This is a genomic window from Paraglaciecola sp. IT1134, assembly GCF_058068185.1.
The window spans coordinates 808,698-822,425 of the sequence record NZ_CM176486.1 but is presented as its reverse complement, the minus strand read 5'-3'; the positions used below and the strand labels follow the sequence as shown (position 1 = coordinate 822,425).

Sequence of the window (13,728 nt, the reverse complement as noted above, 5' to 3'; positions counted from 1 at the left end):
ATTATTTACCTTCGTTTTTAGCGAGGATTTGATCAACGGTGAGCATGGACTTAGCCCACCAAGTTTTACGCGCTTCATCGCCAAACATGCACTTCGCGCACTATTCAGAAAATCAGCGTCTCTGACCCTATCGATTCCACCTTCATGGATCCCGATTATTCTTTGATGCTTGGCGTAAAGGTCCAGGTCCAACCGGCTTTCTTCTGGATCATTGATTTTTTGTCCACCGAGATGCTCAGATTGTCTGAATCGGCCAGCGTCATCCCTAACATCACCGGCGAGGGCACGACTAACGCTTCGGGGCGTGCCTTGCTGCCTGGGGGTATGGGCTTACGGCTGCCGGTACAAAACTGCACCACCTCAACCTCTGGATAGGTGGTTTGCACTTGCAGTTCAAGCGCGCCGCCTAGACCGTCCTTGATCCCCAGCAATTCATAGTGTTCGTAATCGCCCTTAAGTATTGGCGGCAGACAGGAAGGTTCTGAGTCATGCGGATTCTGAACTGTGGATTTTGAGTTTTGAACTTGGGGCATTCCAACCAGCTTCGACTCAGAAAGTTCCCAGTCCAGTTCGATCTCTACCCGATCCGTCACATCCGCAAATCCTGACCCTTTCCCCGGATCGCTAGTAATAATGGGCTCACCCTGATAAATACCGACGATGTGGTAGTGAATGTCCTTGGCGTCAGTCCATCGTGTAGCGTTTTCACTTTGCTCTATGGCTGCCATCATCGTATCCGGATCCATGCCAATACTCTTCATCATATTCTTGTATATGGCCTCTTCTTCCGCTGTCATCTTGGTCTGAGCCAGCGCAGGGTCTGATTGCATTGCAAGTGTAAATAAAAAAAACAGTATGATTGGTGTCGGGTTCAACTGAACGTATTTCATAATGCCTCCATTTCTAGAAATAGTAATTTTACAAAGCTAACTCCGCCAGCACCGGCCGTAGCTAGTATTGCTTTTTTTGCTCCGCAAAAAAGTGATAAATAGCGGAGGTCCAGCACGAACTGCAACGGCGCATGGCCCTGTGATGTGCTGCAACCTAGTTGATGAAACAGTTTGGAAATGTGGATTGTCAACACACACCTCCAGTATCGAAATCAAGTCTTAAACAATCAAGCTTTCAACGCGTTTTCGATCAACTTTAATACACACGTCTTTGTTTTCATTAAGCTCGGTATCAAGAGCAACACCTTTGACAACGACTCCAGACTCCATTGTCTGTTTAATCGGATATCGAAAGGTATACACCATTTCCAATGGCAGAATCATTCAGAAATATATATCAATTAAATCAGATACTTAGAGTAAATTAACAATATTTATAAGGGGTTTTGGTAACTTTCCGTTCTTTGAACTTATTTTAGGGTTTTTCTACCGCCTCAACGCCCAGATCAGTGACGCTTTCAAGCGTCCGAGTGGTTTTGTTGTTATGCAGATCTTTTCAGAACTCAGGGGCAAAGTCAGCACCATTGTCAAAACTGAGCCACTTTTAGACTGCCCTCAACACAACGGACAACCGGCAATGGAATAACAAAACGTAATTCATGCTGAACTCAGCACGAAGGAGCCAGTACTACGTTGACAGACCGGGAGCGCCTATATAAGTCTTGTTAATATTTTTGCCGATTGTGTATCATGATTGCAGTCCAAGTGCAGCCTGCTGCTCATTGCTTAGATCATAGATTGCGTTTATCCTCCCTATTCACGTATTAAACATTTTTCACTCGCATAAATTTTATATTAAGTAGCAATGTTTTATTTCGTCTAACTAAGAGGTAATCAAATTAGCGACATGTTAGTCCGTCAAGAAGCCACAAAAGATGCTGTTCATCAATTATTTGACGCGGTAGAGGTTCTTTCTGTTCAAGGATACGATGAAGAGCGTAAAGTTATTTATTGGAACTTGGGTAGCGAATTACTTTATGGCTACACTGCAGAAGAGGCTTTGGGTAAAAAACTAGAAGAACTAATTTTTCCTGAGCATATGCGTAACTTTCTTATTACTGCGCATAAAAAATGGATAAATAAAGGTATAGAAATCCCTGCATCAGAACTTACTTTGTGCAATAAAAGTGGTGAAGATGTAAATGTTTTTTCAAGTCATGTGTTGTTCACTAATGAATATAATAGACACGAAATGTATTGTATTGATATTAATTTGGCTGAGGTTAGACAGGCACAAGCTAAAGCAGTATTTAAAGAAAACATGCTTGAAGCAGTATTTGAAGCAACCCCTGACTTATTTTTTTTAATGGAAGAAGATGGAACTATCATTGATTATCATGGTGGCGACAACAAAGATTTATACGTTTCACAAAATCATTTAATTGGCAAAACTATAGTCGGCCTATTTCCTGACAATGTCGCTAGAAAGTTTAAAATTCACTTTAGTAAAGTAATAGATCAAGGGGGCGTGTCAAGTTTTGAATATGAGTTAACTATGCCTAATGGCATGACTTACTTTGAAGCAAGACTTAGCCACTTGCGTGCGGATAAGCAAGTGGTAGTCATTGTTCGAGATATTACTCAACAGCATAAATCTGCTGAGATAATACGTCAACATGCTTATTATGACAGTTTAACTTTATTGCCCAATCGTTTTTTATCCCTCGATCGCTTATCTCAAATGCTTAAGGAAGCAAAAAGAAGTACCGAGAAAACCGCTGTGCTTTTTTTAGATTTAGACGATTTCAAAAAGGTGAATGATTCATTAGGTCATGAAACAGGAGATAAAATACTAGTTGAAGTCGCCAAAAGATTAAAACTAGCAGTGCGAAAATCAGATACTGTAGGTCGCTTAGGTGGCGATGAATTTATTGTATTATTACGAGCGTTAGCAGATAAAAATACAATTGATATTTCTGAAAATTTGCTTAAAATTTTTAAAGAACCTTTCCACATTGATGGTAAAGAGCTAATTCTGACATTGAGTATTGGCATCGCCATTTATCCTGAGAATGGTACTTCTGCCACTGATTTGTTGCGTAATGCCGATACTGCAATGTACCGATCAAAAGCATTAGGGCGTAATACATATTCATTTTTTACCAAAGAAATGAATGACATTATGTTACGTCGTTTTGAAATAGAAGGGCAGCTAAATAATGCCCTAGAACGCAATGAATTTGAGGTCTATTATCAACCCAAATTTAATGTAAAAAATGGAAGCATTATTGGCGCAGAAGCTTTGCTTCGCTGGCACAACCCCATCCTCGGTAATGTGACGCCAGATGAATTCATTCCAATTTCTGAGCATACTGGTTTAATTGTCGCTATCGGAAAGTATGTTATCAAGCAAGCGCTCAGCTTTTTAAATGAATGGAAAAACACTCATCAACAAGATTATACAATGGCGGTTAACCTATCTCCCCGTCAATTCAGGGATAAAGAGTTAATCAGCTTTATTGTAAAATCGCTTAGTGAGACGAACATTCAACCTGGTAATTTAGAGCTCGAAATTACTGAAGGTACATTAATGATCGATAACTCTGATGTTGATGATGCGGTAGATAAACTCCATAAGCTGGGGGTTAAATTATCAATGGATGACTTTGGAACAGGATATTCTTCATTAAGTTATTTGCGGAAATATGCGTTTGATATATTAAAAATAGACCGAAGCTTTATCAGAGGTATAACATTAAACAAGAAAGATTGTGACCTGGTAAAAGCAACAATAGCAATGGCACATAGTTTGGAATTATTTGTTGTTGCTGAAGGTGTTGAAACGCACGAACAACTTACTCTATTAGATAAGTTAGGGTGCGACCTAGTGCAAGGGTATTATTTTAGTAAACCTATACCGGCTAAAGAATTGATTGATTTTCAGTACACAAATACCTTTTAATCAAATCCACATAGATTGAATAACGCAGACAATCATTCTACTTAAATCAGATATTTAGAGCCATTTGACAATATTTACACTGAGTGTCTGTTAATTTAGCTACAACGTTCATTCGTAAAGTCGCTTAAGCCATCTTCAATTTTGCCCTTAAACGCAAGCTCATCATGTATTGGCCCGCCTCCAATAAACTTGGTTCGCCTGCCACTTAATTAGTGTGTTAGACTAGCTATGTTTAGTAAATATACTAAGGAATTGATATGCAGGCCCTTCAAAAACACGTAGCTTCTTCCGCTGCTACTAATAAAGAACTTTCTGAATTGTTTATCGCGCGTGTTGTTGAAGAAAAAACGCGAGCCACAAGGGCACGTATGAGCACAATGGCCTTTTTAGACATGCTTGAACGTGGCGTAGATGGCTCTGCATTAAAGACCTTATCAAAACACATCCCTAAAACAATTGTTGTTAGAACGGTTGGATCAGACCCCACAAATTTTTCCAAGCTGATCAGAAAGAAACATTTGAGTGCTAAACAGACTGAGGAATTAAACGACCTGACCAACCTTTGGCAAGAGCTGCGAGAATTCTTTGCTTGGAATGACGAGTCGGTAAAGGACTGGATAAGTAGCCCAGTGCCAGCTTTAGAAGGTACAAAGCCCTCAGAGTTAATCGCCAGTGCTTTTGGCCGAGCAAAAGTACGTGAATGCCTCGAAACGATGAAATATGGCGATTTCGCATAACATGATCTTGTTTAAAACTATTCACAAGGACTACGTGAGTACGTGGGCTGATTATGCAAAAACCACTAGTTTCAGAAATGGTGCAAGATGGAATAACCCAAACATTCCGGTCATGTACACCTCAAGCAACGCGCAAAACGCGATGCTTGAGATCGCCAATTATATAACGTCACCCAAAATGGTTAATCAATTTTACCGGATGGCAGTATTTGAATTTCCCGAACTTCGGTTACACACAATAGAACCCCTAGCGTTACCAGCAAATTGGTTTTTAGATCCCCATGAACAGGAAGCCAAAGACTTAGGCGACCGGTATCTCACGGACACTAATTGTGATGGTATCAAGGTGCCTTCTGCCACTATTAACCGCGAAATTGCCACACACTCAATCAATACAATCCGTACCTCGGTCTACGCCAATGTCATTGTCAATTTAGAGCACGTTGGAATGGCCAGGATAAAGCTAATTGATAGTTTCACCCCTGTATATTCCCTTTCCATGTTCAAATAGCTGTTTCCTACCATAACCGCGGATATGCGTTCAGTATATCCAACGGAATAAGTGTCAATAATTTGTCCTGGTTGAGTCACGCATATTACTCGTTATACGAAATAGCCATGGCCGGTGTAACGGTTCACCAAAGAAGAATTACGCAGCAGACATCCATTTTAATTTAATTGAATATTTAGCGTCCATATTGCCTCAGGTGGGTTAGTTTTACATTGCCGGTGACAATTTGTGCGAACCGTCAACCAATCACGAGCAATGCCGTTTATGGCATTCATTTATTGGTCGTGTTGCCTTCCCCCTCACCCAACAAGGTCAGCACGCTTAAGTGTGGATTTCGCAGCTCAATACTCAGCCTATGGTTTCCCCTGTCAACGCTTAACTCGACACCTTACGGTGTAAAGCTCATGACTCGGGGTCTTGGCGGTGCTTACCTTACCAAGTAGAGGACTTGCATCCGGGGCGGCCTCCGCTGGGATCTTCTACCGATTTATCTCGGCGCACTGGGTGTCTCATTAATTTAAGTATTAGGGGTTGTTGATCTTTCGAGTATGTTTTTTAATCGGCTTAAAGGTAAACTTTTCGGTCAAAATTGGCTGAGATAAATTACGAAGACATGCTAAATTTTAAAATCGCAGAAAGACACCTTTATATTGAAATGACGTTAACGAAGGAAATTCAGGCGTCAGTCTCGCCTCAAGTTGGCGAATGAGTTTGTTAAAGGGATAAAATCAGCGGGTTGAGCCAAATTGAACGCACCGACTTCCCCCGCAGGGCTTTGTGTTGTGGGTTGTCTGGTTTGATTTTAGTGAGCGAAGTAAGTTACGCGTGTTTGAGTAACACTTTGGCCTTACCCATTCCTCGCAGGCGTTGTTGATGGGCATGGCGCTTGAATGCATTCATCATCAGCTCTGTACCGGCGGTATAAAAACGTGCTTTTTAAATTCAGTCTTTAACGTTAACCAGTGGGCGTTAGAAAACCCAAGCTTTTCTCGAAATTATTTTGCCAGCCCTGACAACCCATTTACAATGGTGTTTTGATAATTCATTTATCCTACTCGAGAATTGTTGAGTGAATTTGTAGCGTGCTCAAACAAAACGCAGTTGGGTATGCTGCCCCGCCTGAAAGTGAATTATTTCGCTCACTAGTTGATGACTCAATCGCAAGCGTATAGGCAGTATTGCCACCAGGGTCGCAGTGGCTAGTCTCCAGAGTTGTTGTTTTACCATCCACGATCACGGAGCACGTACCGGCTTTGGTGTCGAATTGCACACTGACGATATTTGTGCGAAAGATTTCATCAAACCGGGACATGTGAAGGGGGCCCAGTTCCAATAGTTCACTAACGTCATCAGTTAGCGTCTCAGAGTGGGCATAGGCATACCAACGCCCCCCTTTCCATTCGAGAAATAATCCGTCGGACAAATTTTTAAAAAACGGATGGATTGAGTCATAACGCACGTTGGAAAAGCGAAAACGCACTCGCTGTCCATAGGCAGCACCCACCCCGAGAAGAAAATTATGCAGCTTTCCATTTGCCGCCGTCCGTGAGTCCTCGGCGGGCAACCATGCTGAATAAGCCTGAGGCTCTCTTCCTGTGTGACAAAGCAACTGATCCCTGGGTACATCATCTTCATCCTGAGACCGATCAGGGAGCCCAAAATTACCAGGAAGTCTACCTGTCAGTGCTACATCTATAGGTAAAGGTTCGCCACCCAAGAAACCACGTACTATCACTCTATCGCCATTTGGCACTCCAGGTAGACTTTTTCCGGCACCTGAATTGTAAAGTCCTGACGAGGTTACGTCTGCGATTGGCTCAAGAGCCAACTTATTGGGATTAAGGTGTAATAAAACACGGTTGTTAGGACTCAGGATTGGTATTCCCGCACAACCTGAAACTACGACTATGGCTATCACTAGCACTAAAAATACTCGAATTTTCATTAATGTTTCTTCCTTAACAGCGAGAAATATAGGCAACGAACGAGCTTCTAAGTTCCTCACAATGACAATGTTGTAGCTCAGGTTTGATTTTAGAAGGTAGTTTTAATCGAAGCAAATATTGGTTTGATTTACATCCTGCCTTCGAAATTGGTTCGCAAGTATTTTTGGCTGAGAATTACATAGGCATTTAAGGTAAAATATTTGATGCGCACAAGAACACTACTTCAATCGCGCTGGACTAACGAAGGGGCTTCGCGTATATCATGACTTAAGGTGGCCGGTGAAGCACTAAAAACCCTTAAATGACAGATTGGAGCCAGATTGCGTACAGCGTACTATCCCGCAAGGCAGTGGTGGTGAGTTGTCTTGTTTTATTTCAGTGAACGAAGTAAATTACGCGTGTTTGAGTAACACTTTGGCCTTACCCATTCCGCGCAGCCGCCGATGGTGAGTATGGCGCTTGAATGCATTCATCATTAGCTCAGCCCCGGCGGCATAACAAAAGTGCTTTTCAAATTCTGTAGTTAAGGTTAACCACTGCTCTGAGTTTAAGCCTAAACGTTCAAGAATAGGGCTGTAGGTATTGTCGATATGCCCGGCTTTGTCATCCCGAATACTTCTGCCAGTAGAGTCTACCAATTCACAATAGTCTTTAAGCTGATAGGCAATGCCTTTAGGCATGTGTTGCCTGGGGTTGCCCACAAAAGGCATTAACGTGCTAGGTTGGCGTTGTTGGCTTTTCACTGCCTGGGTGCGTTTTTTAATGCTGGTATATTGTGAGGTTTCAGGGGTCTTTTCCATTTTGGCGCGGATGGGGTTTAAATCTACATAAGCCATACAGGCCAATACCGCACTTTCATCTAACAAGGCTTGCGACTTAAACCGCCCTTCCCAGAAGCGCCCCGTGCAGCCATCTTCTTTGTTGGCCTCTCGCGCAATATACTCGTTCAAGTCGCGCATAAACCAGCTGATGTCGTATAAGCGTTGCCGGTACTGCTCAACGGTTTCATCAAAAGTAATAAGCTCGCCTGGGCTTAACGTGTCTCCCTTTACAAATTTATGGGTTAACAGTGTGCCCTTGTGTAATTTGTGATAACGAGTTAATACCCATCGGTATCCCAACTGCCGGCTATGGCTTTATCGACATGCACCACCACATGGGTATGGTTGCTCATGACCGCATAGGCACAAATACGGTAGCCGCGCTATCAATAGCAAAGAGGGTCGCTAAAAAAAACAATCGGTCCTCTACCCACCCCCGACGATGCTCGTAGCTTTGACCTGAGTATTTATCCACACCACATAAGAACGTACGCCTTACGCAGCGAGACACACAATGGTAATAAGGCGTATCAATTAAACTGACTTGGCTTTTTCGAGGCTGGGGCATGGGTCACCTACCTGACTATAAATGGGACACTTAGCAAGTGTAGTTCAGTTCAGTTCAGTTCAAAAAATAGTCGATATTATCGTGGGTGTCTTGGTAATTCTGCAACTTGTTAGAGCCTTACGAATTTGCCGAAGGGTAATGGTGCAAGAAGACCAGCCTCTGTTTGGTCTTTTGTATTCTCGAATTGATGTACGATCACACCATCTGACATCTCTTGATACCCAGGATATATCCACAAGCATGGCCTTCCTCCAAACGCACGGCCGAATGACAAAATTCTGCGTAAAAAGCTCGAGTTTCTCTTTTCTTCCATCTTTGCTTGATATGCTAGTTGCATTATTAGATCTTCTTTTGATTCCGACTTGGTGAGAAAAAGTATTACCTCGGCACTGTCGAATGATTCTTCACTATGTGCTGCGATGTTTAGAATGATTCTAACGGTATTTTCGGTAAGATCATGTTTTTCTAAATCTAAGCCAAAAACTTCTCCGATTAGGCTGTGGTCTCCCCGTTTAATCATTCCTAGTTTATGAGATATTTGCAACTCGCCAAGGTTATCGTTTGCCCGTCTGTTAGTAGAAATATCTCTTATCTCGCCAATCTCTGTAATATTTTCTGCTGCTAAATTATTAGAAGTGACCAAATGTAATTCAACATTGTTAGATGACTTTTTCCCTAAATTGCACACTGCGACTGGAAGGACGAAAATAACTTTAGGTGAATTGTCTGGAATATTTATTGCTACGCAAGGTGGTGCTTTCATCATAATTGGGTAAACAGACCCTAACCTTTTCGAACCGGGTGGACCTAAGAAGCGCCCGAAGCGAGGCTCTGCAGTATTTAAAGGCAAAACTTGTGGAATTGCGACTGTAACCAAAAGATTTTCTTTGCGAAATGCACCTTGGCGGCGAGCGATATACAATGCCGCAAAAATTCCTACTATGGCAAGAAGAATGGCAGCTATTGCTGACAAGACTGTGAATTTATCCATAGCTTTATGCTCTAGACACACAATGGTAATAAGGCGTATCAATTAAACTGACTTGGCTTTTTCGAGGCTGGGGCATGGGTCACCTACCTGACTATAAATGGGACACTTAGCAAGTGTAGTTCAGTTCAGTTCAGTTCAGTTCAGTTCAGTTCAGTTCAGTTCAAAAAATAGTCGATATTATCGTGGGTGATGAGATGGACACTCCCTAATACGGCGTCAATGCGCCAAAATAGTAGTGTTAACCAAACTATTTACATAAGGAGTGTCCACCATGAAGTTTAAAACAATTAGTATCGATTTGGCAAAGAATGTATTCCAAGTATGTGGCGTGAATGAGTACATAAAACCGCAGTTTAATAAGAAGCTTAAACGCAATGAATTACTTGATTTTATGCGCCAGCAATCGCCGACTGTGGTGGTAATGGAAGCCTGTTATTCATCACATTATTGGGGCAGAGAGTTAAGCAAACTCGGTCATGATGTGAAGCTTATCCCAGCGCAGCATGTCACGCCTTTTGTACGTGGAAATAAGAATGACCACAATGATGCCTTTGCCATAGCGGAAGCCAGTCAACGGGCACATATTCGGTTTGTGCCGGTTAAATCAGAATATCAACAAGAAGTGTTGTGTTTACATCGCATTCGAGAGCGTTTAATCAAGAATAAAACCGCATTGAGCAATCAAATACGTGGCTTACTCAGTGAATTTGGCGTGGTGTCACCTTGTGGCCACAAGTCTCTGTTAACCGGCCTGGCCAGGGTGATTGATCACCCACAATACAGCGCCAGATTGCAAAACATGATGGACGAGATGCGCAATGAATATCAAGATATACGTAACCGTCTCCAGCGTATTGAACAACAGTTACGCCACTTTGTAGATGAGTCCCAAAGCGGTAAAATATTACTCAGCATCCCCGGTATTGGCTATCTGAATGCTTCGGCTTTTTTAGCGGCTATCGACAAAGGCCAGGCCTTTAATAACCCCAAAGAATTTGCTGTATGGTTAGGGCTCACGCCCAAACAACACGCCTCAGGAGATATCAGTAAAATGGGCGGCATCACCAAACGGGGAGATCGTTACTTACGCAAACAACTGATACACGGTGCCAGAGCCGTGGTAAGTCGAGCCGCTAAAAGCGCTGATCCTTTAGCGTTATGGGCGACCAAGCTTAGGGCAACCAAACCATTTAATAAAGTGGCGGTAGCAGTCGCCCACCGCCTCGCTCGGTTGATCTGGATATTACTCACTCGCCAGGAATCTTATCGCGCTATGCCTGCGCAGGCGAGCGCATGAGATGAGACAGTTTACGTTATCCCGGTCTGGTTCAAATCCGGCGAAGATAAAGGCTCCAAGCCTGTATGGATGTTGTGGAAGGTTAGACACGGGATAACACTTTTTTACCCAACCAGCTTAGTCGACACATGATGAAGAAAACGGTCTACCCTACCTCATCAAAGCCAGACTAAGGCACGGATATAACAATCCGTATGGGTGAATAAAAAGGCGATAAGGTACGGAGTTCATCAGAGGCCTGGAATAATAAACCTATTCCTATTAAGAGCCTGAATATATGTCAGAACTAAGCCACTTTTAGACTTAACTTCACACGATTAGACGAGCTGGAACAAGAAAAGAAACAAGACTTCATGCTGCTGCGCAGCATGAAAAGATCACGGCTGTGTTGACATAGCGGGAGTGTCCATATATGTCTTGGTAATTCTAGAAAACTGGGGTCATGTAAACTGGGGTCAGGTTAAACTTTAACCCTTAATCTTGATTGCAGATATAACTATATGGCTTCACATTAGCGGCTCCGCCGTTTTTCCATTCATTCTCCAAGATTCAGAATTTCCCAAACAACGCTCATACGAGTAAAAAATTTTGCAAATACCAATCATCCAAGGCAAAGTAACATCCATTAAAAATCAAGATAAAGGTTAAGGAAGGGGCGGTAAAACAGGCCTTAAGCTACAGCCTGGTTATGTTTCATTTTAACAGGGAAGAAAACATGAGTATTAAAGCAAATAATGGCGCCACTAAAACAATCACTCTAAACTACCAACTTAATATTGAAGCGTTTGCTATTGAATTGTCCGTAGGCATTATATTAACTATTATGGCAATCGGCGGATACAGAACCGGCCTTTGGGTGTTGTGTATTCCATGCGGGTTAATTGCCGCAGCCTGTTTCTTTTCTGCTATTTATTCCGTCTGTCGGTATATATTCGACAAAAGTACCAGTCAATCTGTAAGCGATCCAAATAGTCAGTAACTGACTCCCAAATATTGAGGTTCATCTCTCAAAAACTTAACTACACGATGGGTGTGACGGGCATTGATATTACGATGCTAAATTGCTTTAAGATGCATCTACTAAATTTATTAAGGAAGAAAATGAAATATTCGAAATTAGCATTACTACTTTTTCCACTAGTATTATTCGGCTGTACAGAAAAAACTAAATCTGAATTGCTTCATTCTCCTCCCCCTGAACTGCTTGCCAAAGTAGAGCCATATATTCAACCATCCATTGATTTCGCATATGAAAATGAAAAAACTGTATTGGAGACTGGTATTGAATTAACAGCTAAAGAAAAGGAAATGGCGAACAAATTAGGTGTAAAGGATATTGATAAGGTCAGGGTCGTATACGTGGATAAATTTCCCTATCCTAAGGATAAAAATTTGGTGCGGCTAGCAAGGGCTTATGGTTTTGATTCTAAGCAAGCAGGAGGTTTTACTTATGGTCACGGGATATATATAAGGCATGGTCGTGAATACTTATTGCCTCACGAGCTTATCCATGTCAGGCAATACGAGGAAATGGGGATTGAAGGTTATATGAACCGCTATATGCTGGAACTGGCGGTTATGGGGTATCGCGCTGCACCATTAGAGGTTGAGGCGTATAAAGGGGCTGCGGGCTATTAGTGATTGGCTTTTTAACAAGGGAAAAAGGTGTGAAGACCTTTTTCCTTGCTTCGACCAACATGAGTTGAGTAAATAACCCGAGTTCGGGTTAAATAGATTGTAAGGTAAAGTGTATTCCGTCACAGTTACCGTAGTTACCGTGACATCCATGTTAATTATTTCACGGTCCGGATCATACTAATTTATCGGAAAGCAGCATTTGGTGAAAGGAGCGAGCGCAAACCACAACTCAATTGGCCATTGAAACAAGAAAAAAATGGTATTTTCGTCAAATTTTGGGCAGCGTCAATCCCCACAGAGTATCTATAGAGGTGAGTGGTTTTTAGTTTTGTAAAGGGTATCAGGCGTGTTTGAGTAACACTTTGGCTTTGCCCATCCCGCGCATGCGTTGATGCTGGGTATGGCGCTTAAAGGCCGTCATCATCAACTCTGCCCCGGCGGCATAACAAAAATGCTTTTCAAATTCTGTAGTTAAGGTTAACCACTGCTCTGAGTTTAAGCCTAAACGTTCAAGAATAGGGCTGTAGGTATTGTCGATATGCCCGGCTTTGTCATCCCGAATACTTCTGCCAGTAGAGTCTACCAATTCACAATAGTCTTTAAGCTGATAGGCAATGCCTTTAGGCATGTGTTGCCTGGGGTTGCCCACAAAAGGCATCAGGGATTTCGGTTGGCGTTGTTGGCTTTTCACTGCCTGGGTGCGTTTTTCAATGCTGGTATATTGTGAGGTTTCAGGGGTCTTTTCCATTTTGGCGCGGATGGGGTTTAAATCTACATAAGCCATACAGGCCAATACCGCACTTTCATCTAACAAGGCTTGAGATTTAAACCGTCCTTCCCAGAAGCGCCCCGTGCAGCCATCTTCTTTGTTGGCCTCTCGCGCAATATACTCGTTCAAGTCGCGCATAAACCAGCTGATATCGTATAAGCGTTGCCGGTACTGCTCAACGGTTTCATCAAAAGTAATAAGCTCGCCTGGGCTTAACGTGTCTCCCTTTACAAATTTCTGGGTTAACAGCGTGCCTTTGTGCAATTTATGATAGCGGCTTAACACCTCTTCGGTATCCCAATTGTCGGCCATGGCCCTATCGACATGCACCACCACATGAGTATGGTTGCTCATGACCGCATAGGCACAGATACGGTAGCCGCGCTATCAATAGCGAATAGGGCCGCTAAAAATAACAATCGGTCCTCTACCCACCCCCGGCGATGCTCGTAGCTTTGACCTGAGTATTTATCGATACCACACAAGAATGAGCGGCGCACGCAGCGAGACACACAATGATAATAAGGCGTATCAATTAAACTGACTTGGCTTTTTCGAGGCTGGGGCATGGGTCACCTAACTGACTATAAATGGGACA

General features: G+C 42.6%; 9 protein-coding genes and 3 pseudogenes. 6 read left to right on the top strand and 6 right to left on the bottom strand.

Annotation, left to right across the window (positions count from 1 at the left end):
• Nucleotides 1-155: 155 nt before the first annotated feature.
• Nucleotides 156-890 carry a hypothetical protein gene (locus AC3RV5_RS03660; RefSeq protein ID WP_489730619.1) on the bottom strand — a complete coding sequence of 245 codons (735 nt, stop codon included), beginning with the start codon at nt 888-890 and terminating at the stop codon, nt 156-158.
• A gap of 907 nt (nt 891-1,797) precedes the next feature.
• On the opposite strand from AC3RV5_RS03660, the gene AC3RV5_RS03655 reads away from it, so the two are divergent.
• The 3 genes from AC3RV5_RS03655 to AC3RV5_RS03645 all read left to right on the top strand — a co-directional run bounded on the left by AC3RV5_RS03655 (nt 1,798) and on the right by AC3RV5_RS03645 (nt 5,100).
• Nucleotides 1,798-3,852 (top strand): sensor domain-containing protein, encoded by a 2,055-nt coding sequence (locus tag AC3RV5_RS03655; protein ID WP_489730618.1) that lies wholly within the window; start codon nt 1,798-1,800, stop codon nt 3,850-3,852.
• A gap of 257 nt (nt 3,853-4,109) precedes the next feature.
• Nucleotides 4,110-4,589 carry an antitoxin Xre/MbcA/ParS toxin-binding domain-containing protein gene (locus tag AC3RV5_RS03650; protein WP_489730617.1) on the top strand — a complete coding sequence of 160 codons (480 nt, stop codon included), beginning with the start codon at nt 4,110-4,112 and terminating at the stop codon, nt 4,587-4,589.
• A 34-nt stretch (nt 4,590-4,623) separates the two neighbouring features.
• Nucleotides 4,624-5,100 (top strand): RES family NAD+ phosphorylase, encoded by a 477-nt coding sequence (locus AC3RV5_RS03645; RefSeq protein ID WP_489730616.1) that lies wholly within the window; start codon nt 4,624-4,626, stop codon nt 5,098-5,100.
• A gap of 1,051 nt (nt 5,101-6,151) precedes the next feature.
• On the opposite strand, the gene AC3RV5_RS03640 is transcribed toward AC3RV5_RS03645, so the two are convergent.
• The 4 genes and pseudogenes from AC3RV5_RS03640 to AC3RV5_RS03625 form a co-directional block, all read right to left on the bottom strand.
• Nucleotides 6,152-7,045 carry a hypothetical protein gene (locus tag AC3RV5_RS03640; protein ID WP_489730615.1) on the bottom strand — a complete coding sequence of 298 codons (894 nt, stop codon included), beginning with the start codon at nt 7,043-7,045 and terminating at the stop codon, nt 6,152-6,154.
• 393 nt (nt 7,046-7,438) lie between these two features.
• A pseudogene (locus tag AC3RV5_RS03635) lies at nt 7,439-8,435 on the bottom strand (transposase).
• Between the two features lie 109 nt (nt 8,436-8,544).
• Nucleotides 8,545-9,426, bottom strand: a complete 882-nt coding sequence (locus tag AC3RV5_RS03630) for a hypothetical protein (RefSeq protein WP_489730614.1) — start codon at nt 9,424-9,426, stop codon at nt 8,545-8,547.
• A gap of 10 nt (nt 9,427-9,436) precedes the next feature.
• Nucleotides 9,437-9,502, bottom strand: a pseudogene (locus AC3RV5_RS03625) (Type I secretion system protein TolC); the annotation flags it as partial.
• Nucleotides 9,503-9,697: 195 nt separating this feature from the next.
• On the opposite strand from AC3RV5_RS03625, the gene AC3RV5_RS03620 reads away from it, so the two are divergent.
• From AC3RV5_RS03620 to AC3RV5_RS03610, 3 genes are all read left to right on the top strand, one after another.
• Nucleotides 9,698-10,723, top strand: coding sequence for an IS110 family RNA-guided transposase (locus AC3RV5_RS03620; protein ID WP_489730613.1), 1,026 nt, complete (start codon nt 9,698-9,700; stop codon nt 10,721-10,723).
• Nucleotides 10,724-11,438: 715 nt separating this feature from the next.
• A complete protein-coding gene (locus tag AC3RV5_RS03615; RefSeq protein WP_489730612.1) occupies nt 11,439-11,702 on the top strand; it encodes a hypothetical protein in 264 nt (87 codons plus the stop codon).
• A gap of 122 nt (nt 11,703-11,824) precedes the next feature.
• Nucleotides 11,825-12,361: a hypothetical protein gene (locus AC3RV5_RS03610; protein WP_489730611.1), complete on the top strand. Its 537-nt coding sequence runs from the start codon at nt 11,825-11,827 to the stop codon at nt 12,359-12,361.
• A gap of 340 nt (nt 12,362-12,701) precedes the next feature.
• Here the strand turns inward: AC3RV5_RS03610 and AC3RV5_RS03605 are convergent.
• Nucleotides 12,702-13,699, bottom strand: a pseudogene (locus tag AC3RV5_RS03605) (transposase).
• Nucleotides 13,700-13,728: the final 29 nt, after the last annotated feature.